This window comes from Rhodococcus sp. DMU1, from assembly GCF_012272955.1.
Taxonomy (GTDB): domain Bacteria; phylum Actinomycetota; class Actinomycetes; order Mycobacteriales; family Mycobacteriaceae; genus Rhodococcus; species Rhodococcus aetherivorans.
Map to the genome: position 1 here is coordinate 5,285,071 of NZ_CP050952.1, position 25,594 is coordinate 5,310,664.

The 25,594-nt window shown below is 62.7% G+C and carries 15 protein-coding genes and 3 pseudogenes; 8 read left to right on the top strand and 10 right to left on the bottom strand.

The genetic code is table 11. The features are described 5' to 3' along the window. Nucleotides 1-57: 57 nt before the first annotated feature. Nucleotides 58-349 (bottom strand): annotated as a pseudogene (locus HFP48_RS31740) (transposase); the annotation flags it as partial. Nucleotides 350-410: 61 nt separating this feature from the next. Here HFP48_RS31740 and HFP48_RS24095 point away from each other — a divergent pair. The 4 genes and pseudogenes from HFP48_RS24095 to HFP48_RS24110 form a co-directional block, all read left to right on the top strand. Continuing rightward, nucleotides 411-559: pseudogene (locus HFP48_RS24095) on the top strand (IS701 family transposase); the annotation flags it as partial. 674 nt (nt 560-1,233) lie between these two features. Beyond that, on the top strand, nt 1,234-2,703 hold the full coding sequence (locus HFP48_RS24100; protein ID WP_168580169.1) for an MFS transporter: 1,470 nt from the start codon (nt 1,234-1,236) through the stop codon (nt 2,701-2,703). Nucleotides 2,704-3,367: 664 nt separating this feature from the next. Beyond that, nucleotides 3,368-3,532 (top strand): annotated as a pseudogene (locus tag HFP48_RS24105) (MspA family porin); the annotation flags it as partial. Between the two features lie 51 nt (nt 3,533-3,583). Beyond that, nucleotides 3,584-4,222: an MspA family porin gene (locus HFP48_RS24110; RefSeq protein WP_168580170.1), complete on the top strand. Its 639-nt coding sequence runs from the start codon at nt 3,584-3,586 to the stop codon at nt 4,220-4,222. 2,109 nt (nt 4,223-6,331) lie between these two features. Here the strand turns inward: HFP48_RS24110 and HFP48_RS24115 are convergent. The 6 genes from HFP48_RS24115 to HFP48_RS24140 all read right to left on the bottom strand — a co-directional run bounded on the left by HFP48_RS24115 (nt 6,332) and on the right by HFP48_RS24140 (nt 13,450). Further along, nucleotides 6,332-7,984, bottom strand: a complete 1,653-nt coding sequence (locus HFP48_RS24115) for a transposase (RefSeq protein ID WP_168580171.1) — start codon at nt 7,982-7,984, stop codon at nt 6,332-6,334. A 523-nt stretch (nt 7,985-8,507) separates the two neighbouring features. Beyond that, nucleotides 8,508-8,873: a cupin domain-containing protein gene (locus tag HFP48_RS24120; RefSeq protein WP_168580172.1), complete on the bottom strand. Its 366-nt coding sequence runs from the start codon at nt 8,871-8,873 to the stop codon at nt 8,508-8,510. Between the two features lie 5 nt (nt 8,874-8,878). Next, nucleotides 8,879-9,886, bottom strand: a complete 1,008-nt coding sequence (locus tag HFP48_RS24125) for a zinc-binding dehydrogenase (RefSeq protein ID WP_246872469.1) — start codon at nt 9,884-9,886, stop codon at nt 8,879-8,881. A 185-nt stretch (nt 9,887-10,071) separates the two neighbouring features. After that, on the bottom strand, nt 10,072-10,566 hold the full coding sequence (locus HFP48_RS24130) for a hypothetical protein (protein WP_168580173.1): 495 nt from the start codon (nt 10,564-10,566) through the stop codon (nt 10,072-10,074). 643 nt (nt 10,567-11,209) lie between these two features. Beyond that, nucleotides 11,210-12,022 (bottom strand): aldolase/citrate lyase family protein, encoded by an 813-nt coding sequence (locus tag HFP48_RS24135; RefSeq protein ID WP_246872470.1) that lies wholly within the window; start codon nt 12,020-12,022, stop codon nt 11,210-11,212. A 222-nt stretch (nt 12,023-12,244) separates the two neighbouring features. After that, nucleotides 12,245-13,450, bottom strand: coding sequence for an amidohydrolase family protein (locus HFP48_RS24140; protein ID WP_168580174.1), 1,206 nt, complete (start codon nt 13,448-13,450; stop codon nt 12,245-12,247). 1,016 nt (nt 13,451-14,466) lie between these two features. Here HFP48_RS24140 and HFP48_RS24145 point away from each other — a divergent pair. Continuing rightward, a complete protein-coding gene (locus HFP48_RS24145; protein ID WP_246872471.1) occupies nt 14,467-15,180 on the top strand; it encodes an FCD domain-containing protein in 714 nt (237 codons plus the stop codon). Between the two features lie 215 nt (nt 15,181-15,395). Here HFP48_RS24145 and HFP48_RS24150 read toward each other — a convergent pair whose 3' ends face one another. Further along, nucleotides 15,396-16,985 carry an AMP-binding protein gene (locus HFP48_RS24150; protein ID WP_168580175.1) on the bottom strand — a complete coding sequence of 530 codons (1,590 nt, stop codon included), beginning with the start codon at nt 16,983-16,985 and terminating at the stop codon, nt 15,396-15,398. A gap of 405 nt (nt 16,986-17,390) precedes the next feature. On the opposite strand from HFP48_RS24150, the gene HFP48_RS24155 reads away from it, so the two are divergent. The 3 genes from HFP48_RS24155 (at nt 17,391) to HFP48_RS24165 (ending at nt 22,295) form a co-directional block, all read left to right on the top strand. Beyond that, a complete protein-coding gene (locus tag HFP48_RS24155; RefSeq protein ID WP_168580176.1) occupies nt 17,391-19,202 on the top strand; it encodes a GAF domain-containing protein in 1,812 nt (603 codons plus the stop codon). A 604-nt stretch (nt 19,203-19,806) separates the two neighbouring features. Further along, complete coding sequence (locus HFP48_RS24160) at nt 19,807-21,438, top strand: IS1634 family transposase (protein ID WP_168579021.1); 1,632 nt, start codon at nt 19,807-19,809, stop codon at nt 21,436-21,438. A 39-nt stretch (nt 21,439-21,477) separates the two neighbouring features. After that, nucleotides 21,478-22,295, top strand: a protein-coding gene (locus tag HFP48_RS24165) for an IS5 family transposase (protein WP_246872563.1) whose coding sequence is annotated in 2 segments (ribosomal slippage) — nt 21,478-21,834 and nt 21,837-22,295 — 816 coding nt in all. Because the reading frame shifts where the segments join, the coding sequence is not laid out codon by codon here. 490 nt (nt 22,296-22,785) lie between these two features. On the opposite strand, the gene HFP48_RS24170 is transcribed toward HFP48_RS24165, so the two are convergent. Together HFP48_RS24170 and HFP48_RS24175 are read right to left on the bottom strand one after the other, a co-directional pair. Next, entirely contained in the window at nt 22,786-23,634 is an 849-nt protein-coding gene (locus HFP48_RS24170; RefSeq protein WP_246872472.1) for an aldolase/citrate lyase family protein, read from the bottom strand. A 431-nt stretch (nt 23,635-24,065) separates the two neighbouring features. After that, on the bottom strand, nt 24,066-25,511 hold the full coding sequence (locus HFP48_RS24175) for an NAD-dependent succinate-semialdehyde dehydrogenase (protein WP_168580178.1): 1,446 nt from the start codon (nt 25,509-25,511) through the stop codon (nt 24,066-24,068). Nucleotides 25,512-25,594 lie beyond the last annotated feature (83 nt).

The following is a 25,594-nucleotide window of genomic DNA, read 5'->3' on the forward strand; positions in this document are numbered from 1 at the left end:
TTACTGTAGATCATCTATATAAAATAGGGGGCTCTATTGACTGATCTGTGGGTTTGTTCAGCCGGGTAGCCAGGGTCGGTCGCCTCCGAGGCTGAGCATGGCCAGGGCAATGACAGCCTCGGGGTGTGGAACCCGAAGCCGTGGCGGACGATGAACCGAATCTTGGTGTTGACCGATTCGACCCGCCCGTTCGACAACCGGTGTTCGATCGTGGCCAAGATCGCCGACCGTCGGGCGGTGATACTGCGGGCCAGGCCCAAGAACACCAGCAGGCCACAGGCGGTGGCGTGCAGCTTCAAGATCAGCCGTAGTTGCTCCTCGAGCTGCTGGCCCGGAACAACCGGGCGTCATGAGCCCGGATCTAGGCCCACTGATCACGCTGGGCCGCGAGGACTGCTTTCAGCGGGGTGAGGAACGAGGCGGGCCTGGACCAGTATCAGGTGCGCACCTACCGGGCCCGGTACGCCCACACTACTTGTCGCTCCTCGCTCTCACCTGGCTTCCCGGGACGAAACCGAAGCGACAACAAGAGGAATCGGAATCGACCATCACGGCATGATCGGCTACACGGTACCTTCAGATCCGGCGGCTACTCGTGCATCTGATCCTGCGACACGCCCACCCCGACGAGCGCACCTGGTCCTGGTCACGCTGGCACAGACGTCGACAGCATCAGGCTCGCACCTGCCACTACCGAAATCGCGGCCATCTCCCAAGTGCCGTTGCAGTACCACTCGCGGCACAACAGCCACGGGCAGGGTCAACTGTGATCGTTTGGTCGGGAGCCGACATCTCGTCGAGGATCGGCCACCGGAAGCGGGGGAACATCCGCACCTCTTTCCACCTCACCGTTCCACCTCACCGCGAAGCCCGGTGTAGTCAACCTCGGGGACCGTCCGTCGCCATACAACCCTTCCTCGACACCGGCCAAGGCCCCCTTCCACACCACGGTCCTCGGAGGATATGACAGACAGAAGAGTGTGTCCTCCATGGACATTTGTCGGTGACCGCTGTAGGCATACTGTCAGCTATGTGCTGCGGATCACCATTCCGATCTGCACATCCGAGTCCGACCCACGCAACAGGCATTCAACAGAGGGTACGCCCGCCATGCGCCTGACAGGACTCGAATACAAGTACAGCAGAAGCCGCGGGCACCATGACCTACTCGGCCAACATCGGTAGTGCCGCCAAGGTGCATCGACGAGCGCCATCACGTATCGGAGGACCAAAGTGACGAGATCCGACCAATCGTGTCGGCCCAGCATCAGCCCCACGCTGACACTGGCAGTCGTTATTGCATCAGTGTTTGCCTACAAGGGCCTCGAAACTATTCTTTCCCCTGCACTACCCTTGATCCAAACCTCGCTTGGAGCCAGTGAAGCACAAATCGCATGGGTCATTACTGGCGTGCTACTGGTGGGCGCTGTGGCCACCCCGCTGGTCGGCAGGCTGTCAGATATTCGAGACAAGAAGACAATTCTATTGTGGGTGCTGGGCATTGTCGCTCTCGGGACTGCCGTCTCAGGGCTCTCCGTGTCGGTTCTGATGCTCACAATCGGTCAATTATTGCAGGGCGTGGGGCTCGCAGTCGTTCCCCTTACTTTCGGCATCATCCGCGATACACAGACCGAGCAACGGATTAAGTCCGGAAATGGGGCTGTGATCGGATTTATCTATGCCGGCACCGCCTTCGCGCTTGTGGGATCGGGACTGATGGTGAGCATCCTCCCTTGGAGGTGGCTCTTCTCCATCCCATTTGCAATCCTTGTCATCATTTTCTTTGCTGCTACGCGCTTCGTCCCGCCCTGTCCGCCCGCAAACCATGGGCGCGTCGACTACAGCGGGGCGGCACTTCTCGGCACTGGCATGGCGGTCATCCTTGTCGGGATTACGAAAGCTCCTGACTGGGGGTGGCTGTCTGTCGAGTTCGGGGCAGCACTGTTGATTTGCGTTGCGTTTTTCTCGGCTTTCGCCATTGTGGAGTTGCGCTCGCCTGAGCCACTTATCGAACTGAGGTTGCTCGCGACCCGACCGCTTGCTGTTAGCTGCCTAACCTATATGTTGGTCGGCTTCGGCACCAACGCTCTGTTTCTTGCGGTGCCGATGTTGGTTCAGCAGCCCGCAATCACTGGATATGGATTAGGAGCCACCGAATTCGCAACCAGCCTGCTCCTTCTGCCGATCGGGCTGGTCGGGGCCGTAGCAGCGCCGATTACCGGGTGGCTTGACGGGCGGATCGGCGGACGGCTCACGATGATCGGTGGCGTACTGCTGACAGGTGTCGCGTTTGCCTTGCTCCTCGTGGCCAACGGCAATTTCATTGTGGTCCTTTGCGCAACAATTCTCATCGGCGCATCGGGTGGTATCACACTCACTCAGGCAATGAATACAGTAGCCCTTACATCCCCGGCCAGCCGAATCGGGGCATTCAGTGGCCTAGCGTTTGTGGTGAAAGCTGTGGGTGGAACGCTCGGCGTCCAGCTTGCCGGAAGTATCCTCGCCACTGGGTCGACCGAAAACGCACCGAGCTGGGGCTCGTTCACCATTGTGTTTGTTATGGGCATCGGCGTGAGCGTTCTTGTAGCGATGAGTTGCCTGCTTCTTCCCGCAAAACCCACAGGCGTGTTCGAGCCGGCAAAACGCTCCGACGTGAAGGAACCAGTCGGGCAAGCCCCAGTGGAGCAATCGACTACCTCCTGACCCGCTGCGGGGTCGCACTCGACGCCTGGACCGGCGAGTGCGACTCCGCAACTGACGAGACACCTGTGCCACTTGAAATATTTGTTTAAACAACGGATTGGCAACCGCCTCCACATCGATATTGAGCGCAACCTTCGAACCGCGATAATCTTATGAATTCACGTCTACACCGAAAAGACAATCAGTCCCCTGATATCGACTTCTGGATTACAGGGGCTCAGCCACCCCGAGAGCAAAAAGTCAGGTCGACCAAACGACCTCGGACGCCCCTCAATCATTGCGAGGAGGGCGCGCGAATGCTTGAGTTCGCCGAGGCCTGGATCTCCTATGGCGGCGCACCCGACGAGGAAATATTCGTCAGGTACGGAATGACGAGAGGTCGTTTCATACAGCAACTTTGGCGTCATATTGATGAGTTGGGACTCGACATGTCAAGCGTGAACTTGCTTACCCTCACGTATCCCCTCAAATCGGGTTAGTCGCGCTACAGAACATCTGGTCCGCAGCGCAAACAGAGCCTGCCACAGCTGTCGACATCAGCCCTTGAAGGCCAGCTGCTAGCGGAGCACAAGCCCTAAGTGACCGCGCCTCGCCAGAACTGCCGCTTTCTCATCCTGCAACCGCGGACTATCCACCGTGTCGCGCGATCCTGACCAGCTACAGAGAAGACCTCGTCGTCGTCGACGGCGACTACAAGCACGTGCGATTCGCCAACGTCTACGGCGCCGCCACCGGCGTCCTCGGCGCGATCTCGGTCCGCCCCTTCGTCCGCGTGATCACCGCGAACGGCGACAACGTCACCACCTACGGCAAGGTCTGGACACTCTAGTCCTGCTCGCCCCACCCCGCAGTAATCCCCACCAAGAAATACGGAGAAATCATGGGAATCAAGTCGCGTGGCTTCAAGGCCGCACGTAACGCCGCGGTGTCCGGTGCCGCCGTCCTGGGCCTGGTCCTCGGTGCGACCGGCTCCGCGCAGGCTGCGGTCGACGATCAGAACCGGATCGTCTCCACGGACGGCTACGAGGTCGTGGTGACCCAGGAGGACACCTTCATCCAGGGTGTTCCGGCCCTGGGTGGCAGCCCGTTCAACCGCGAGTTCTTCCACAACGGCCGCGGCACCGCGAACCTCGTCGGTGAGTCCGCTGCCGACGCCGAGGGCACCACGTTCCAGTTCGGCTACCAGTTCGCGTGGGCCGGCAGCATCGACGGCGCCATCGGCGTCACCTACTCCACGCCGCAGCTCGAGCTGGAGGTCGGCGGCGACGGTGCGACCGCCACCGTGACCGACATCCTCCCGCAGGGCTACGCCGAGCTCGAGCTGACCCCGGCTCCGGGCATCGAGGAACTCGTCGTCGCCGAGGGCGAGTTCGACGGTGACTTCAAGTCCGTGCAGGTCTCCAACGTTCACGGCACCGCCTCCGGCGTCATCGGCGCCGTCCAGGTCCGTCCGTTCGTTCGCGCCATCACCGCGAACGGCGACAACGTGACCACCTACGGCAAGCCCTGGACCATCTAGTCTCAGCAGGGCCACCTTTGGTCCAGGCAAGAAGCCGAGACTCGGTCCCGAACCGGATCGGCCGGTCCGGACCGAACTTGGCTCGCGCCTCGGGACCACTGCCAGCCTGGTTTGCGGCAGCGGCCGTTGTCGGCGTTCATCCAGGCCTCGATGAACGCCGAAAAGGCACTGTGCGGCGCTGGGTGCGGGCAACGCTCTATTTCTCTGGTGCCAGCGATCCATCAACTACCAGCACGGGGTCTTCACATCGCGTCGAGCCCGCGAGGTGGCCATCCCAAACCCAGGCAACGGTCCACCGAAGGACCCAACCGAATCAGCAAATACGTTGGGTACAAACGCAATCTGCTATAATCAAACCGGCCAAAAGGCCGCTGCCGGGGAGGACGGCGGTACGCTTTTGGCACCCGCCCAGGTATTTGCGACAGATGTCTGCACGCTCGGATCCTGCAGCCGTCGCGGGCGGTCCGGAGTGTCACCTCGCCAGGCGACACCGCGCTCTCACTGCCCCCTGCCAATGACGAGCGCGAAAAGGTCGTCCCTAGTGCCGACTCACATTAGGGACGACCTTTTTCCGAGCGACTGCGCCTCCTGATCTCTGGACAGAAGGCGCAATCCGTACGCCCAGCCCCTCAAGCCGGTGGTCCCACATCAAGATGAATGACCTCACGAGGTTCAAAGGCACCTGGCGGCGATACGCACGAGGATCCTGCCGTACGAGCGAGGCGACCGAAACACACTCACACCGCCTTCGCGGTAAAACAGCTGCGGCCCGTGCGCACATTGGCGACCAGGTCGTGCGCATCGGGAGCGCGGGCGGAAAGCAGATCCTCCTGCAATCCAGGCCCAGGATGCGGGGAATGTCGAATAATCGTCCGTCTCTGGGCGAGCAACTCGTGTACAGCGAAGTGACGTTCGCTGGTGCGGGTGGCAATGCAGCCCTCGATCACTCCGGTCGTCTGTCCAACGGGCGGGCCGGTGCCGTCTCGCTCCGGTCGACGGTGAGGGTGCCGGTCGGTGCGTTCAGGTCGGCGCGGTGGCGGACCACCGTCTTCTTCACCGCACCGACCAGGTCACGCCACAAGTGCCAGCGATCGGCGACTTGGACGGCCTCGGGAGGACCGGTACCGGTGCTGTCAGCGTACGCTCCAGCCCGATCCCGGCACACGACCTTACCCCCAGACGCTCTCGCAGCCACGTCGCGACCGTGCCCTTGGCGCGGCGGACGAGCCGTGGCCTCGACGGAGCGCGAAGTCATCGATACCCAGGACCGGGACCTGGTCGATGGGCCCGTCGGGGATCGCACGTACTTCCCGCAGCACGCTGGCGCGACCCACCGTGCCCTCAGAGCTGGTCCGCGAGCCGGGCACCGGCCCGTGCAGACCTAGGGACCTCGATCATGGCCGCCGATGCGGGGTGCGTCGGCTCAACGACTACGTAAAACTGAGGGGATCTGCTCAGCGAAGACCTTTGTGGCGCAGTCGAGGGTATGGCAGAAGAATCCCCGGATCCCCAATGTCGATCCGAACCGGATACCCGCCGATTGCGGTATCGGCACGCTCGCGACGATATCGAGAATGCACTCGACGCGCTTCTGTCGTCACAACGCGGGCATACCGCCCGCTCACCCCGCGGCAGAGCCTCGACGCGGATGGTCGCGCCAACCCACCGGACGTCGAAAACATCGACACTCTCCAAATGCGGGGACGTATCCATCCCGCCGTCTGCAGCGCACCCGCACGATCCTCAACCACCGATGTCAGTGCTGGCCAACGACGCCCATTGCCTTCACCGAATGTGGGCAAGATTCCACATCAAGATGGCCGTTAACCGCACAGGAGCGCACGGATTCCACCTTCTCGTCCGCAAACCGCCACACCGTAGGTTGAATGTACATAGAGCGCGACCGACAGCCCGGTCGAACAACCACCGAACCCGATGGCCGGCCTAGATGGCTGGTGTCGAACGGCGCCTCGAGGCGCCGGATCGCTCACCTTCGCCGGGCAGGATGACCGCCGATGGTCGGTGTGATGCCCGGGTGACGGCGTCAGCACTCGTCCACGGGTGTGCGTCATGACCGCAACGAGGAGCAGAACCGGCCCGTCGTCCGGATCAGGCGATGGCCACGGTCCACTGTCCTGCCCGGTGGGTGATTCCGAAGGTGGCCAGACGAGCGAGGTTGACCGCTGCAGCGAGCAGACCGAAGTCAGCGGCGATCTTCGTGGTGCCCCGGACACGTACTCGACGACCGCCGTGGCGGCGACGCATGAGATGACCGATCTTGCGTTCGACTTTGGGTCGGGTGGCCCGGTACTCGGTTTTCCAGAGCGGATCCTGTTGCCGGATACGTGCTGTGGCCAAGTGCTTCTCGTGTGGGCCGACTGTGATGGTGCGGCCGTCGGAGGCCGAGGTGCACTGCGCTCGCAACGGGCACCGGATGCAGGCGGCACCGAACGAGGCCGCCCCGGCCACGCGGGTGCCGGCCCGGGGCCGGATCGGCACGGTCTCCCCGGCCGGGCAGGTCACCGACATCGCGTCGAGGTCGATTCCGAACCGGTCCTTGGAGAAATGGCCCTTCACCGCAGGTGACGGCTGCACCTTCACTCCGTTGTGAATCCCATTGTCGTCCAAACATTTCAACAACTCTCCGGCACCGTATGCCGCGTCACCGAAGACACGCGTCTCGGCTTCGGCTTCGGCTTCGGCTTCGGCTTCGGCTTCGGCTTCGGCTTCGGCTTCGGCTTCGGCTTCGGCTTCGGCTTCGGCTTCGGCTTCGGAAGGCAGGATGTCGGCAAGCAGGCCCGCCGCGAACTCCGCGTCGCCGCCGTTGCCCGGTGTGACCTCGGTCGCGGTGATGATTTCACTGTCGGGATCGATGGCGATGTGACCCTTGTAACCGTCGAAACCGCGGGCCCGGGTCTTGTGGCCGTGGCGAGACTGCGGATCGACGGTGGAGATGACCCGGTCGGCGGCGACCCTGCGCACGATTCGGAACACCCCGTCGTCGTCGGCAGCGAGGTCCTGACCCAGCACGGTGGCCAGCAGCGTCGAGGCCCGCTCGACCGAGTCGTCGAGTTCGCGGCCGTCGAGATACGCCAACACGGCCAGACCGTCGCAGGCCCGGGAGTCGATCAACTGTGCGCGGGCTGCCTCGTCGTCCCAGTCGATGGACGGTTTGGCGGCACTGGCGTAGTCGTCACCGCTGGTGAGTACCGCTCGCAGCTGCTGCGCCAGGTTTGCATCGACGGCCGCGAGCAGCCCTCGAATCGCCGAACGGACCAGCGTGATCGTGTCCATCGTGGCGACCGCGTCGTACAGCGGAGTCGAGTCCAGCACCCGCTTGCGGCCGATCACCCCGGCCTGGTGGGCCACCTCGAGCACCGCCTCGAAGACCCTGTTCGGCCGAGTCGAACGGGCCAACCTGGCCCGCATGTCCACCAGCACCGTGTGCACGAATCCTGGATAGTCGAAGTCCAATCCACCTGCGGCGTACTTCCACCGAGCATCGAACGCGAACCGATCGACCGCCTCACGATCGGACAGGCCCTCGAGTCGTTGCAACACCATCACCACCGCCACGATCATCGGCGGCACGCTACGACGCCCGACATCGGTGAACAGGTCGGCGAACATCTCATCCGGGAACAACCGGAAGCATTCCCGGTGCAGTACACCGTAAATCGAGTCCTTTCCCACCCGGTCCTGGCAATACTCCACCGTCGAGCGGAGCAGACTCGACTGACCGGACACCCTACCCAGACTCACCCCTTCATTCTGCTCGAGCCGCCTCGATCAGCGCGGCAACGCCACGCGAAAAACACCAGCCATCTAGGAGTCGTTCATTGCCCGAGCCAGCACGCCACCGGTCCGCGCTAGCTCGATACCCACCTCACCAGGTCGGAGCCGACCGAATCAACAGGCCCGACCCTCGGATCGCCGTTTGGTCGACGTGCCACCACCCGGGGCAGAGCGACGGTGACCAGGCGCGGAGGGCTCAGCTGCAAGCGTCTGGCTCTCAGAGCATTTCAGACTCAATATCTATCGTCGAAATCGGGAGCGTCGTGCACAGCGGTTGACAGCGCTTTGTCGACAAGGACTACTGCGACAGCCAACGCCCAAGACACCGGCGTAATGAATATTTTCGATACCATGATCTGCTCCTTGAATGAACTTGGACTACTTCACTTCTTTGCGGTTCTTCCAACGCAGGTGGCGCGGCGACGGCATGCGATCGGTAGCGTTACTGTCGCCAAGGCACAGTCGGCCCTCCTGCGCCATTGGCACCGTTTCATTGGAACGGCACGCCGGTAACTCCACGGTCGAAGTCCACGTAGTCCTGACGCAGCGGGTGAAACCCTTCCACAAATATTGCTCCCTCGGAGCCGACCCGTAATCCGTGCTCAACGCCACTCGGGATTACGTATCCGGATAGTCCAGTCAGTTGGCGCTGCTCCCCCTCGACCAGCAGCGTGGCCTCGCCCCGCAAGAGCATTCCGATCTGTTCTTGCGGATGCGTGTGGATCGGGACCTCCGTGCCCGGGTCGAAAAGCACGTATGTCAGCTGCAGGTTCTCGCCGAGGATCCCCCGCCCGGTCATGCCGGCTATCGGGCTGTAAGGGGCGATATCGCAAATATTCATGACTTTCGCGGCCATGCGGGTCACTGTTCCACCTCGAGCACGAGCTTGCCTAAGGCTTTATTCTCTTCCATGAGCTCGTGTGCGAAATCGATACGGGACCAGGGTAACGCCCGATAAATTATGGGCCTCAACTCTTCGGGAGCCTGATTATCAACCGTGTCGGGCCGGAATGTGGGAATATCTCTGCATAGCGCTTGAACTACGTCAGACTTTTCAGCTGCGGATCTGGTACGGAAAGTGACTCCGACTATTTCCAGACGTTTGAACGCCAGTGCCTCCATATCCAGCGTCCCTTCGGAGCCGCCGAGTCTACCGATCCCGATGATCCTCCCCTGAATCGCTGCGGCTGCCACGTTATCGGGAAGCAGGCCACCCCCGACGTAGTCGAGAATTACATCGAGTCCCTGCCCCCGAGTGACCTCCAAAGCCCTGGATGCGAAGTCGCTGACGCTGGTATCGACCAGTTCGTCTACCCCGACGCGTTTCAGCAGGTCTCTGCCGCGTCCTGACCGCGAGGTTCCGATGATCTGGGAGGCTCCCAGGTATCTGGCGAGTTGGACGGATTGAAGACCGACAGCCGAGGTGGCGGCATGAACGCACACTGTCTCACCACTGGCCATGCGCGCCGCAGTGATCAACGCGTTGTGTGACGTCATGAAGCCGACTACTGCGGCGGCGCCTTCGACGTACGACCAGTTTCTCGGAAGTGAAAGTAGCATCGAGGCGTCTACGACCACCTGCTCTGCGTACCCGCCACCCACCATCGTCATTACTCGGTCTCCCGGAACGAAACCGCCCACATCCGACGAGACCTCGATGATTTCCCCGGCAACATCCAAACCGAGGGGCTGCAGCGCTGGGGCGCTGGTGGTCGAATGATAGGCGCCGTTCCGCTGGAGCAAATCCGCACGATTCACGGATGCGGCGTGCACCCGGATCCTCACCTGGCCTGGCTTCAGCGTTGGCTCGGGAAGGTGCGCGAACGTAATCGATCCGCCCGAGTTATGGTCGATGACTATGGCTTTCACTTGAGCTCTCTCTCATTACATGTTTCAGGAGAAGGCCGACTGGATTGGCGCGGAGCCGCAAGCACCAGACCGCGTACCGAGCGCACACTGAGCCAGATTCTGGAGAGAATTCTGCTACCCGCGGCTTCACGGCCTCCGCGTTCATTGGACGCGCGTGTTATCGATACTCCGGTACGGCATCTGTGTCACACGTTGTGCAGGCACTCGATGAGTAGCGTTCCGGGCCCTTCCAATCTGGACGAAGCCACCAGGCCATACGCTCCGCCGGTGTCCTTAAGCGCTGTGATCATCGTGGCCAAGCAGCGCAGTTCCTCCGCCGCACCCAACAGACCGAATGCGAGCGCGCCGCCGCGAGGGTTGAGCATGTAGGGACTTACACCGAATTCCCTCAACCACATCAGCGGCGAGACAGCCCCCGTCTCGGGAACTTCGAAGTGGTCGATTCGGTCGACCGTGAGTTCGTTCGAATGGAGGAAGGCGCGCACACTATGAAATCCTGCTGCAGGATCACCCGGCAATTTTGCTTCCCTCGGAGTTTCAACTCCGACAAGCCGAGCCCGAGGGTGGACACCCAACTCGTCAGCGCGCTCAGCAGTCATAATCAACAGCGCTACAGCACCGCACGCATCATTCGGCATAGGGTTGTCTTGTGCCGGCGCGGCATAGGAATACTCGGACATGCATCGCATAGGTGTCGGCTCGATCAATCGACTACCGGCTACCGTGTTCGAGCGTCGGGTACGTTGGCCGGCAATGTGCCCGGAGCTTCCCAGCATCGGCACGGTGTCTTGCCCAATGGTCTCTCGCAGGAAGTCTCCGGATCGAGCGCACTCGTCCGCGCGCTGAACAGAATTCAAGGCATAGTCCCATTGGTCATCGCGAGTGATTCCCCATCGATTCGCCACCTGCTCTCGGCAAAGTTGTGGCACCGTTTGCGACCTATCAAGGACTGCCTCGGACGTCGTGCCCCATCCAGCAGAGACGCCGCTGATCACAGCCACTGTCTCGGGTTTTCGCTGAACGAGACTCTGTGCGTGTTGAACCGCAGCAATGGAGGACCGGACGCGGATAATCCTACGGTTGCCGTGGGGCCGCAAGTTGTTGGGCGCTCGTCGGCAGTGGTGTGTTCGGCGCTCGGTGACTTCGATAACCGATGTGATGTATGAATGGTCGATCTTTGCTCTTTCGAGTAGGCCGGAAACTACCTCAGCTCGTAACCGGCGCATATCCGGCGGAGGCGAGCCGGGCATGGGTGCAGTTTGCTGAAAGAGGGAGGTTCTGACGGCCTCGATGATGACGACTTCGCTTGGCATGGGGACTACCCTAGGAAGATCTCAATGTTGCTTGGCTTATGGGAAGTACGGTGTCGGGCACACCGGCACCTCGACTCTCCAAGGCGGCCTTGTTCGCCGTCTCGCGGAAGTGTCGTACGGCCTGGCGGATGAACAGAAGTACTCCGCCGTGCACAATGAACTGTGCACCTTGCGCGATCTCATCGGTAATCGCGTTCGGGTCCGGTTGGAACACTCCATACGCGATACCTTTTTCGGCGCACATCTTTCGGACCTGCTCCTGCGCTTCGACGACGAGTCGATGGTTCGTAGTTCCGGGAACCCCGTAGAGCTGGGCCAGGTCTCCGTTCCCGACCAACGCCATTCCGATGCCGGGAACTAGAAGCTCGTCGAGGGAATCGACCGCTTCCGGCGTCTCGATTACGAGTGAAAGCAGTAGGTTGTCGTTCGCCTGTCGCATCGCCTCGACCGGATCGTCTATCGCCTGATAGTTGACATTCGCACCGCCTACGATCGCAACTCCACGCCGGCCTTGTGGGTGGTAGTGCGCAAGCTCGAGCAGGTCACGCACTTCTGAGGGCTGTCGGACATGCGGAATGAGCAGGGATTGGCAGCCGGCATCGAGCAATCGCGTGATCCACGCATAGTCGATGTGCGGCGGCCTGACCAATGGGGTGATTCCAGCTCCGTGCGCGTGCGCCACGAGATCGAACACGGTCTCGGAATTGCGGAGGTTGTGCTCCTGATCGATGAACACGACATCCGCACCCGCGGATGCCATCGCGTAAATCGTTCCGGGGTCACGTGATTCGTTGAGGCTACATCCGATCGCAAGCTGGCCCACACGCAGTAAGTGGAGTAGCTTGTTTTGCCTATAATGCATCTGGCTCCCCTTCCCGACTGTCGAACGCTCCTGCGTCTGACGGCGATCGTTGAATGGCTCTTTGCGGTGATGCGCTGGCGGTGACACAGCTGGGAGATGGATGTGCCAGCAGGCACGGCGCTCTGGGGTGTGGGGTGGGGGCCCCAGAGCGCCGCGGGGGTGTGTTGCCGCAGTGGCGTGGTGTCAGACGGTGACGGCCTGGTGGGGGTTGACGCCCTGCTTTTCCAGGGCCTTGGCGTAGAGCCGGGCCGCGTTGTCCCACAGCACGGCGCGGCGGACCTCTTCCGGTTGCCGACCGAGGACGAGTTCGATGTTCTCCTCGAGGGTCGGCCGGTGGTAGCCGGTCGGATGCGGGAAGTCCGTCTCGAACAGGATCGGGCGCAGCGAGAGCGTCTCGAGGTGGTAGTCGTCGAGCTCTTCGAACCAGAAGTTCAACGACACCTGCCGCTTGAAGAAGTCGCTGGGCAGCATGTCCCCGAACTCCGGATGGGACCGGAAGACCCCGTTCTTCTGGAAACGCTTGTCGAGCGCTTCGAGCACGAACGGTGCCCAGCCGATCCCGCTCTCCACCGAGACGAACTGCAGCGTGGGGAACCGCGCGAGGATGCCGGACATCAGCAGGTCACCGACGATGACCGCGTTGGCGAGGTACATGTGCGGCCCGTCCCGGGCGATCAGCGCACCGCCGGTGACCTCGTCCTCTTCGTTGCGCTTGAGCAGCTCCCGGAAGTCGCCACTGGCGGTGTGGAAACTGACCGACAGCCCGGCCTCCTCGCAGGCCTTCCACAGCGGATCCCATTTGCGGCTGCCCAGCGGCGGCTGCCCGTGCTCGTGCGGGGCGCCGGTGGTGACGATGCCACCGAAACCCGCGTCCGCCAGGCGTTCGATCTCGGCGAGGGTGGCCTCGAGATCCCAGTACGGGATCACCATCATGGGAATGAACCGGCCCGGGTACTTCTGCACCCATTCGAGCTGGAAATCGTTGTACGCGGCCAGGTGCGCCATCGCCAGCTGCGGGTTGGGATGCTGCACGAACGGCTTCCAGTCGAACCCGGCGAGGTTGGGGTAGAGCACCTGCATCTCGAAGCCCTGCGCGTCCATGAACGCCACCCGGGCGTCGACGTCGTACGCCGCCGGGTTCGCCTCCTCGAGCCGCGCCGGCCCGGTGCCGTCGTGGACGTCGGAGTTGTAGTGCTTCCACCCCCAGTTCGCCCAGGTCCATGCGCCCTTGAGCGGCTCGTCGCCGAAGAACCACAGATCCGACTGGGTCTTGTCGTCCCACTTGACGTGCAGAACGTCCGAACCCCACGCCTTGGGCAGGCGATCGGTCCACAGATTCGCCGGCTCGATGAGATGAGTATCGGTGTCGATAACCCTGTACTTGCTCACGGCACCACAATCCTTCCTGACTCGGTACGTGATGAGACCCTCTAAATCATCTATAGGAACTCGGTCTGTGTCAACCATCACGCCGCCAGGCACACGAACATGTAGACAGCTGAACCCGAGCCGCCGTAAGCGGCCTTGGGCTCGACAGGATCGGCTCCAAACGCGCTCGCGCCTCTGTGCAGCGCCGCCAAGCAGGGCTCGTGACAATCGTGGGCGCCGAGCGCAACCGATTGGGGCGGAGTACTGGGTTAGCGGTGGGTTAGCGACGGTCTTCTCGACCGGGCCGAGAACCGGGCAACGGAGGTACGCGTTGCGAACCGCAACCTCTCGCTGGGGCTGTCCTACCCCATGATGACGAACCCCGGCTCTTCGAGCGCTTCGGGTAGGCGCTGTGCACCGCAGAGGAAACGTGCGTGAATCACCACGGCCCAGCAAGGCGCCGACGTGCGCACCTCGGCGGGCTCGCCAACGAATCCCATCGCCGTGGAGTCGACGATTGCGCGCCGGTCGGAACTGGGCTGTTCGTGATCGGCTGGTGGCGCTCGATACCCCCCGCTGAGGCATCCGCACATGTGAGACGCCACTCGCAAGGGTCAGTCCGTCCTGGTCCGGGGCTCGCAACCGGGCCAGCAAGGCAACGTGCACTCCGCGTCACACTTGCCGGCGGTCCACGCGCACGGCACGGACGTGCAGAACACCTTTGTGCAATCCCTCGACGGTTGCTTCGCCAGTCCCTATTGTCGTCATCGAGACTTGGGAGGTACTCCACGCTCTGTTTGCCCCAAGCTGGCCAAAGGCGACACCGGCATATCGCTCTTCCGGCCCGCTCTGCTGCGCGAGGCTCTCTGGAGCTGTAGAACTACCTTTGCTCTCGGGTACGCATGCGTTACCATCGTCCGACCACGTCCGACGGTCATGGACCAGTAGATGCGCTTCGTCGGAGCACATGGACGGTTGGTAAGGAATGTTCCTACGCTGTCGCCCGCATACCTGTCTGGGGCAACCCGCATTCCGGAGTGACCATCATCATGGGGGCTATCATGACTGACATGAAGGTCGTAGGTCGCAAGACTGCACGTCTCGTCGCAGGTCAGATTGTGCAGGACATTGCATCCGAAGGGCTCACTCGGTTGCCACCGGAATCGGAGCTGCTCGAACGGTATGCAGTGAGTCGACCCTCACTTCGTGAAGCGCTGCGCATTCTGGAAATGTACGGTGTCATCTCCATTCGGCCGGGCCCGGGTAGCGGAACAACCGTTAATCCTGTTGCAAGTTATCAGTATGCGAATGCATCGTCACTGTACTTTCACCTGCTCGGCCTAACGCTGCGAGATGTACTGAGAACTCGGCTGCAGGTCGAGCCGCTTATGGCTCGGCTTGCAAGCGAACGCGTCAAGTCAGGCGTTCCGTGGGAAATCGACGACCCAGACTCTGGTGGGGAGGAAGATAACGACAGTGGAAACTTTCACTTTGCAGTAGCGCGTTTCGCCGGCGACCCGATCCTCCTTCTTTTTGCCGACGCGCTCAGGAACATCTACGTCGACGAGTCGAGTAGTGGAAAAATTCCGAACAAGGGACTTGCCGTTACTCATGACCAAATTCTCGACGCGATCCAGTCCGGCGACTCCGAAAAATCGGAACAATTGATGCGCGAGCATATTTCCAGCTACATCAAGATACTCGAGAAGAACTGTCCCGAAGTGCTGGGGCAAGTCGTCGACTGGAGATGACACAAGGAGAGGGATCCAGTGCCGTCTCCTGGCACCCACGTCGACAAGCCCTGATCATCCGAGCTGGCTCACACAGAGTCGACAAGCAGGTACTCCGATCGAACACACCGCCCCAATGCAACTCGCCGCCATGCCGGCCGGAGGGGCCGACATGGCGGCGAACTCAGAGTGAGGGCATCGCCACGATTCAACGATTTCGGAGTCGGGACAACAACTTATACCCCGGCCTCTTTGATCTGTGAACGCCTGATCTTTCCTACGCTCGTACGCGGCAACTCCTCCACGTAGTGCCAATCTCGCGGACATGCCTGAGGAGTGAGGTTGGCGTACGCCCACACCTTCAACGTCTCGACATCGGGCGGATTCGAGCCGTCCCGGGGCACTACATACGCCACCGGAACACAGTCACGTACAGGGTCGGGACGAGGCACCACCGCCACCTCCAGAACGCCCGGAGCCTGCGCCAACGCCGCCTCCACCTCGGTCAAACTCACATTCTCACCAGACACCTTGATCACATCGTCGATACGCCCAACAAACTTCAACCGGCCGGAGCGGTCCGCAGTGACAAGGTCTCCGGTGCGCAACCAAATCTGCCCGTCTCGCTCGACGAACGCAGCCGACGTTGCCTGCGCATCCGAGAGGTACTCCTTGAACAAGCTACATCCCGGAGTGCCTGCTACGAGCAGCAGACCAGGCAATCCGTCGTCGACTGGCTCGAGGGACTCCGCATCGACTATCGCCGTCCTGCGTCCGGCTTCAGACGGCCTTCCGATGAAGTCAGGACGGGCATCGTCGATTCCCTCCGCTGTCACCATCGCAATCGTCTCCGTCATGCCATACAACTGACGGGGCGTGCAGCCGACAATCGACGCGAACTCCTCAAAATGGCCCGATGCCAGGCTCTGAGCGAACCACACGTGCTTGAGGTTCAATCGCGGTTCACCCTTGGGGCGTCGCGCGAGGATCATCCGGATCGGGGCCGCAAAAAGACTTGCGTGCGTCGCCTGAAGCCGTGCCGCCTGCCGGCACCAATTCGATGCAGAGAAGCTACTAGTCAGGGCCACACTCGCACCAACTGCGATAGCTGAAGCAAAGCAATAGTATTGTGCGTTCGCGTGAAAAAGTGGAAGGGTCACCAACCACCGATCCTCGGGGCCCAGTTCCGCCGTTCTTGCCATACCGCTCGCGACGTGCGCATAGTTGCACTGGGTGAGTACCACACCCTTGGGCTCAGAGGTAGTTCCCGATGTGAACATCACCGCAAGCCGATCGTGGGGGCGAGGGCGAGGCGTTCCCTCGGCGGACAGCCAGTCCCCCGACGTGACCAACGCGCCATCCGCACGCACGTCGGTTGCGTCCTCTTCTACAGCGATCAAGGCAATCTCCGCCGCGGCGGAAATCCCGTCGATGATCGCGCGATCGACGCCCTCCAAGTAGACCGCCGCATTCCGCGAACCACACACGGTTACCACCGGACTCGTCCTGCGGATCTGCATCGCAATATCCCTCGACGAAGACGCAGGATCCGCAAACACAACAACTGCCCCGATACGTGCCGCCGCAAGCCAGACGGCAACGAACCCCGGGCAGTTCTTCAGCACCACGTGAATCACAGACCCTCGCCGTGCCCCGGCGCCCTCGAGAGCGGCAGCAGTACGATCAACAATCTGGTCGAACTCTCCGTAGGTCCATTGAGCGACATCAAGTTCAGGGCCTTCGAACACCAGGAACGGCCTCGTCGAGTGAGCCGAAACGGTGTCATCCCAGTACTGAGCGAAGGTCGCACAGGCGATGGTGTCCAAGCGTGCACCTCACAGAGCTATTTGCGGCTGGCATTGTCCTTCTCTGGCCGGTCCGCGGTCAGAGAGTTATGAGTGGCCGGACCCCTATCCCGGCGCAGCCTCGAGCCTACGGTCACGCCGAGTGATCCGACATGTCCTGGACAGACGGCAAATACGTCCACTATGGTCCTCAGAAGACGGCGTGCGGCCGAATCAGGAACCCTCCGCGCGCCATGCGACCAATGCCTTAGCGGCGACGAGGCGATCATGAAAATTCATCCTTCTTCGAGCTCTTCCCCCGTACGGCGGGCCAACGAAAGTGCCCTGGACCTCCTACGAGTGGCAGCCGGCCTCATACGCGCAGTTTCACAGACGAACTACCAGCCCAACGAGGTCGAGCGCGCCGTAGCCCGAACGCTGGCCGCTATGACAGATGCACCGGTGCATCAAGATGATCCGGGCTTCCGGGCCGCGGTTTCAGACCTGGCCCACGCGATCAACGATCGAGACAAGCCGCGAGACGCGCAATATCGCGCCCTGCTGGATACTGTCGCCGATATTACCTCGGAGGAGGACCCCAAGAGGCTCCTCGGAGGTATCGCAGACCGAGCACGTCGGCTGCTCAACGCTGATGTCGTGTACCTTTGGCTGGCCGATAAAGACCAGGGATACGCCTACCTGGGCGCCGCTTCAGGCGGTATGAGTTCCGAACTCGTCGATCTGCGCGTGCCGGCCGCGAAAGCCATGACCGGCCGCATAATCGACACAGGCATGCCACTGATAGTCGCGAACTACGCTACAGACGACACCTTCAGTCACTACCCCCAAATAGATCGCGTAATGGAGAAGGAACGAATTGTCGCCACCGTTGGTGTCCCTTTGGTAAATGGAACGACGACCCTCGGGGCGCTCATAGCGGCGAATCGCGACGAACGCACATACCAACCCTCAGACCTGGAGCTACTGCGGTCTCTCGCTTCGCACGCTGCGATCGCAATAGAACGCACTCGACTCTCCGAGGAGATGAAGCGCGCGGTTCATTCGCTGGAATCTGCAAATCGCGAACTTGCCAAGAAAAGCACCGAATCAGAGCGAGCAACCACAGCGCACATCACCCTTTCCCAAGTGGCACTTGCTGGCGGCAATATCGACAATCTCGTCAACGAGATCGTCACGATTGTCGGCGGTGATTTGGCAGTTTTCGACCCGGACGGACGCCTACTGGCCGAGGCAGGAGATTTTTCCGATTCGAATCAGTTCGCATCATTGATACTGAAGGCAACGACCACACGCACCACCCACACCGAACCTGGACTTGCAGTCGTTCCGGTCCTCGCCGCAGCAAGACTTCTCGGCGTCCTGTGCTTCAAAGTCTCATCCGGACCCGCACAACCGGACATCGAAATTCTCGAACGGGCCGCTGTCGTGGTCGCTCTGCTCCTACTGCTGGCCGAGGCCGAGGCAGGGGCGGCAGGATTCAGACGCGATGACTTCATCGACGACTTGTTGACAGGGGACGAATCCCCAGGTCGTTTGATACACCGCGGCGCCCAGCTGAAAATTGAACTTCGTCGCCCGTATACGGTTCATATTGTACGAGCGAAGGCACAGGAACGACGACTGGCATATGTCGTTAACGAGGCAGCCAGATCGCGCGGCGGACTTGCCGGACAGTGCCGTCTCCTCCCGCGCGGAAAAAACACAGCTGTGGTCGCACTACTGCCCGGAGAAGACGCCCACAAGAACTCCCAGGAATTAGCTTCCGGAGTGCAACGAGCCGGAGGAATAATCGCCTCGGTTGCCGGCGCAGGGCCGACAATCGAAGTGACAGAAGTTCGCAGCATCTTCAACGAGGCCGCGACATGCAGTGATGCGATGGAGCGAATTTTCGAATTAGGCGTGTCCGGAACGATGGAGCAGCTCGGCTTCATGGGGCTGGTGATGAGCGGGAAACCCAACATCGATCGGTTCATCACCTTAACTCTGGGGCCAGTGCTCGACTACGATGCGCAGCATCGCACCGAACTCTTGGACACACTCGAGGCTCTGGCATCTACTGACAACGGCCCAACAGCGGCGGCAGAGGCCCTGCACATCCACGTCAGTACGGTCAAACAAAGAATGCAGCGGCTTGGCCATCTACTCGGCGAAAACTGGCGCACCGTGGAAAAAATGAGCGAAATCCGATTCGCCATCAAGCTCTACAAGCTGAAGACGTCCCACAACAGCGAGAATTAGTAGAGGATGTCCCATTTGGACAGCTTTTTCCAGCACGTCAGCGCGGCGGCGAGTTGGAGGAAGCTGGCCAAACAGGATGATGTCCTGCAAGAGGGCGGAAAGCCCTGCTTCGATGATCCCTTAATCATCGAAGCAGGGTTCAGGCAGCCCGAATGCAGGGGGTGTCGGAATCTGCCCGTGCCCGCACATGGAGGGCACGCCGCCTCGCCCATGCTGCACGCACGCCACTGGTCCGACATGTTGCCAGCGGTGGATGCTTGTGGGACGAGCCGTCAACAGGTATGGCCGTCCTCCCCGGCGACCACATGCACTATCGACATCGCTACAGTACTCAATTCTGCTCTATAACAACAGCATTCAGTTCAATCGGTTGTCTTGCTGCATCACCTACACGGCGGTGACCCGATCGCTGGGCATCAATGTGAGCAAACGCCAGCAGTGACTGTTGCACCCAGGGATGGGAGTGCCCATAAGAGGGTGTTTCATGCGAAGAGCCTCCTGAGTTAGGACATTACTGGCGGGTAGAACACCTGCCGAGGCTTCCACCTGCGCATTCACGACGTCGACGAAGCGGATCGGGACACTAAGCAGGTAGGTTCGGGCCGTGGCATTCGTGCGGAAAGTGCGCACCGCATCCGGGGCGGTAGCGGTGCAGGTCGTGCGCAAACACCGCGGCCGGCACGAGATCCTCGCTCACGTCGGGTCCGCGCATACCGACGTCGAGCTGGGCATTCTGCTCGAACGAGCCCGACACCTGCTGCACGGCGATCAAGGCGTGCTGGAGCTGGATGTGCCGACGCCCGTCGAGCAGATCGCCGATGTTGCCGACTGGCGGACCGGCCAACTGCCCGGCCCGACGACGAGCAAGGGTGGCGAGCTCGCCGGGGCGGGACGAACCGTGCGCACCAGCGCCCGGTTGCTCTACGACGTGCTCACCTTCGTCTACGACGGGCTCGGCTTCGACATCATCGACGACGCGGTGTTCAAAGACCTGGTCATCGCCCGGATCGTCGAACCGACCTCGAAGATCGATGCCCTGCGCGTCCTCGACGATCTCGGCGCTGATCCGGTGTCGTACAAAAGGATTCAACGCCACCTCGCGCAGATCATCACCGGCGACTACCGCGACCGGATCGCCCGCCGTTGCTTCGAGTACGCGGCCAGCACCGGCGGGTTGGGATTGCTGCTGTTCGATGTGACCACCTTGTACTTCGAGGCCGAGAAGGAAGACGACCTGCGCAAGGTCGGCTACTCCAAAGAGCGCCGGGTCGATCCACAAATCGTGGTCGGGTTGCTCGTCGACCGCACCGGGTTCCCACTGGAGATCGCCTGTTTCGAGGGCAACAAGGCCGAAACGCACACCCTGGTCCCCATGGTGCGTCAGTTCCAAGCCCGGCACGACCTCGAGGGCGTGGAGATGGTCATCGCCGCCGATGCCGGCATGCTGTCGGCGGCGAATCTCACCGCTCTCGACGAGGCCGGCCTGAAGTTCATCGTCGGCTCCCGGGTGACGAAGGCGCCCGCTGATCTGACGTCCCATTTCCATTGGCACGGTGATGTGTTCACCGATGGGCAGATCATCGACACCGTCACCCCCCGGCACGCCCGCAGCGTGGTCAACACCGTGAAAAGGCGGGCCGAACCGGTCTGGGATCCGGTTCGGCATCCCACCTCGTGGCGGGCGATCTGGCAGTACACCCGCAAACGTGCCGTGCGCGACAACCAGACTCTCAATGCCCAGGAGGCGAGGGCGCGGGCGGTGGTCGAGGGCACCCAGAAGTCGAAGGCGACGCGCTTCGTCAAGACCACCACCGCAGGTCAGCGACTCGATGATGCCGCGCTGGCACGAGCTCGATCGCTGGTCGGCTTGAAGGGATACGTCACCAATATCCCGGTCACGCTCATGGAACCGGGCGAGGTGATCGGCAAGTACCACGACCTGTGGCATGTCGAGCAGTCGTTTCGCATGTCGAAGACCGATCTGCGGGCACGGCCGATGTTCCACCGCACCCGCGACGCCATCGAGGCGCACCTGACCATCGTGTTCGCCGCTCTGGCCGTCGCCCGCTGCGCCCAGGACCACACCGGTGTGGCGATCGCGAGGCTGGTCAAGCAACTGCGGCCGCTACGAACCTCGACCATCGCCATCAACGGCGCCGTCCAGGACTTTCCGCCGCAGATCCCTGCTGCTGAACTGGAGATTCTCACCCGTCTCGGCTTCGAATCGGGACACTAAGAGCGTGTCTTGTATGGGTCGGATCCTGTGTACGGCATGATGCATGGCGTGGTCGATGCGTTGTCTACTCGGTTGGTGCCGGATGCGTTGTGGGAGATCGTCGAACCGCTGCTGCCTCGGTTCTCGCCGAGGCCGCAGGGCGGCGGCCGGGCGGCGCTCGATGATCGGGCGGTGTTCACCGCCGTCGTCTACGTGCTCACCAGTGGCTGCGCCTGGCGGCACCTGCCACCGTCGTTCGGGGTCAGCGTCCCGACCGCGCACCGCCGGTTCGCGGCCTGGGTCAAGGCCGGGGTGTTCGACGAGTTGCACCGCCAAATCCTCGACCGACTCGGCGCCGGCGGGGACCTGGACTGGTCCGCGGCGATCCTGGACGCCGCGCACGTCCGGGCGAAAAGGGGGGCTCTCTGACCGGTCCCAGCCCGGTCGATCGAGGCAAGAACGGCTCGAAGATCCACATCCTCTCCGACGCCGATGGTATCCCACTGGTCACCGCGGTGACCTCGGCAAACACCCACGACAGTGTCATGCTGCAGCCGATGGTCACTGCGATTCCGGCGGTGCGATCGCGTCGTGGTCCGCGTCGCCGCCGGCCCGGCCGGTTGCGGGCGGACAAGGGTTACGACTATCCCGTACACCGCCGGTGGCTGCGGGCACGGGGCATCGTCCCGCGTATCGCCCGCCGCGGCGTCGACAGCAGCGAGCGCCTCGGCCGTTACCGGTGGAAGGTCGAACGCACCCTGGCGTGGCTGAGCGGCTATCGCCGGCTGACGATGCGCTACGAACGTCACGGTGAGCACTTCGCTGCCTTTCTCCAACTCGCTGCTGCGCTGACCTGCTTCAAGAAACTGGCCAAATGAGACATGCTCTAAGCCAAATGTCCTAACTCAGGTCAATGTGAGCAAACGCCAGCAGTGACTGTTGCACCCAGGGATGGGAGTGCCCATAAGAGGGTGTTTCATGCGAAGAGCCTCGTGAAGCAGGTGATGGTGGAGCGGCACGAACGTTCTCGCCGTGAACACTGCGCGATCGTCGACCAAGAGATAGATCATGCAGCGCAGCGCACACCGTCCATGTGAGACACGTTCTTAGGAGCTGCCCAGCCCGCGAGTTGTCGCCGCGCGGCACGCACTTTGTGGGACCATCGGACGTCGGACGCACATCGGTCGCGCAGCTACGCGCCGTTGAGCCGCGCGCCAATCGCCCCGGCTCGCTCGTACCGAGGCGGACCGGCCTTGAGGCGGGCACGCCGGACGATGAGGGACGGTCGATCCGACAAGTTCCTCCGCGTACTCGCCGACGCACCACGCCCACCCCCTGCCATCCCGAAGCGCACAGTCAATCAGCCGATCATCTGGCGCCCCAGGGTCCAAAGAACTCAGCACGGGCTTTGATCTTCAAAGCTCGGTCCAGCTGCGGCCGCTCGCTGCCGCTCCGGATCCTGGCACCGTCCTCTCCAAGTCGGTCAATCAGCGTGCGAGCCCACGCCATATCGTCGGTGCTCGGTGACAGCGCGGTATTGATCGGTTCGGCGTGCGCTGCAGTCAAACACAGCTTTCCGGCCATGCCGGCCGACGTCCCCACCTTGATGTCAGCGCGCAGTTCTTCCAGGTCATCGGTGAGAGAGGGACCGTCGATCGGGGCAGAAATCCGTTCGGCCCTGCTGGCGACGACCAGTCGCGAGCGGGCATACGCAAGGGCAACTGGATCAGCTCCCGCTCCAGTATCGCGACGGAAGTCACCGGACCCAAATGCGAGACGCACCAACGAAGCAGCAGCAATGGCACGTACGTTCTCGAGGCCGACAGCGGATTCGATCAGCGGGACGATCGGAACCTGGTTGCCGAGGCGCGCAGCCGTCGCCTCGACTTGCTCCGCGCTCTCAGCCTTCGCCAGCATAACTCCTGCAGGCGTTGGAGTGTCCGCGAGCAAGTCCAAGTCGATGCTCCAATGCCTGGTGGTGGCGTCGTTGATCCGCAACCACGTCGGACATCCGGTGTGCAGGCGGCGATGAACCTGCTGCCGGGCGAAGTCCTTGTCGACGTCGGCGACCCCATCTTCGAGGTCGACAACGACCACGTCTGCGTCGCTGGCGTCGGCGCGACGGAGCGCCTCTGGGTCGGCGGCGCACACCAGCAACCACGAACGCGCCACTGCACTGGGAATCGACTGGGGTCGGGCGGCAGATGAGTATGTCAAATCGGCTACTTTCTCAGTCTCTTGCTCGGAACCTCTGATCAAGACCATGGAGGTCGGACGGTTGACCAAGGTGGTGCCCTACTACTGAAACGCAGGATGTCCTGGGCGGCGGCGGATGAGTGACGATGTCCGGCCCCTCACTCGGGGTTCCCGGACCTTTCCGAGGTGCTGGCGTCTCGGCCCACAGCGAATCCGCCTTTGTCCGTTGGAACGACGTCACTTCTGGCCCACAGCCCAGGCCACCGGTCTCGTTCGACTGCGGACAGTTTTCGCAAACTGTGCGGCAGGTGCACCAGCGCCCGACCTCAGGCCTGCCCAAGGTGAGCGGGGCGCAGCATGCCTGTACGCAGAGCAGAGAGGCATACACGCCAAGAGGCCACCGTCGTCGACTTCTCCTACGGGCCGCCTTCCTCTTTCATGGGTGCAGGTCATCAGACCGCGATGTACTTGGTGTCGAGGTATTCCTCGATACCCTCGGCCGCGCCTTCGCGGCCGAATCCGGACTCCTTGACGCCACCGAACGGGGCGGCGACGTCGGAGATGATGCCGCGGTTGACACCGACCATGCCGGTCTTCAGCGCGGACGCCACGCGCATCGCGCGGTCGAGGTCGCGGGTGTAGAAGTACGCGGCCAGGCCGTATTCGGTGGCGTTGGCGGCGGCGATCGCCTCGTCCTCGGTGTCGAAGACGGTGATCGCCGCGACCGGACCGAAGATCTCCTCCCGCAGCAGCCGCGCGTCGGCCGGGACCTCGTCGAGCACGGTCGGCGGGTAGAACGTGCCGGGTCCGGCGGGGATCTGCCCGCCGGTGCGGACCCGGGCACCGCGCTCGACGGCGTCGCGCACCAGTGCCTCGACCGTGGCGCGCTGCCGGGCGGTGATCAGCGGGCCGAGGTCGGTGCCGTCGTCGAGGCCGTGGCCGGTGCGCAGCGCCGCGATGCGGGCGGTGAGCTTGTCGGTGAACTCGCCGGCGACGCTGCGGGCGACGTGGAAGCGGTTGGCGGCGGTGCAGGCCTCGCCGCCGTTGCGCATCTTCGCGGCCGTCGCGCCGTCCACGGCGGCGTCGACGTCGGCGTCGTCGAACACCAGGAACGGGGCGTTGCCGCCGAGTTCCATCGAGGTGCGCAGCAGCCGGTCGGCGGACTGGCGGACCAGCAGCTTGCCGACGCCGGTGGAGCCGGTGAAGGTGATCTTGCGCAGCCGCGCGTCGGTGAGCAGCGGCCCGGTCAGCGCGGCGGCGTCGGTGGCGGGCAGGATCGACAGCACCCCGGCCGGCAGGCCGGCGTCGGCGAAGACCTGCCCGAGCAGCAGCATCGTCAGCGGGGTCTCGGCGGCCGGCTTGACCAGGATCGGGCAGCCCGCGGCCAGGGCCGGGCCGATCTTGCGGGTGGCCATCGCCAGCGGGAAGTTCCACGGGGTGATCGCCAGGACCGGCCCGACCGGTTCCTTGGTGACGAGGATGCGCCCGCTGCCGGCGGGGGCGGTGGCGGTGCGGCCGCCGATGCGCACGGCCTCCTCGGCGAACCAGCGCAGGAACTCGGCGCCGTAGTTCACCTCGCCGCGCGCCTCGGCGACGGTCTTGCCCATCTCGAGGGTGATGACGCGGGCGAAGTCGTCGGCGCGGGCGTGGACGAGGTCGAAGGCGGTGCGCAGGATCTCGCCGCGCACCCGGGGCGCGGTCGCGGCCCACTCGGCCTGCGCGGCGACGGCGAGGTCGAGGGCGCGCAGCCCGTCGTCGGCGGAGGCGTCGGCGACGTCGGCGAGCACCGCGCCGGTGGCGGGGTCCTCGACGGGGAACGTCGCGCCGGTGGACGAGTCGGTGAGCTTGCCGCCCAGCCAGAGCCGGGTCGGGACGCCCGCGGGGAGGGTGTGGGTCATCGGGTGGCTCCTGCCAGGGTCGGGCGCACGCCCGCGACATCGCGGACGGCGGCAGCGAGGACGTCGAGGCCGTCGGTGAGCAG

Coding starts and splice junctions, on each gene's coding strand:
- HFP48_RS24110 (WP_168580170.1), top strand. CDS start 3,584: ATGGGAATCAAGTCGCGTGGCTTCAAGGCCGCACGTAACGCCGCGGTG.
- HFP48_RS24175 (WP_168580178.1), bottom strand. CDS start 25,511: ATGACCCACACCCTCCCCGCGGGCGTCCCGACCCGGCTCTGGCTGGGC.
- HFP48_RS24155 (WP_168580176.1), top strand. CDS start 17,391: ATGACAGATGCACCGGTGCATCAAGATGATCCGGGCTTCCGGGCCGCG.
- HFP48_RS24120 (WP_168580172.1), bottom strand. CDS start 8,873: ATGGCCGCGAAAGTCATGAATATTTGCGATATCGCCCCTTACAGCCCG.
- HFP48_RS24130 (WP_168580173.1), bottom strand. CDS start 10,566: ATGTCCGAGTATTCCTATGCCGCGCCGGCACAAGACAACCCTATGCCG.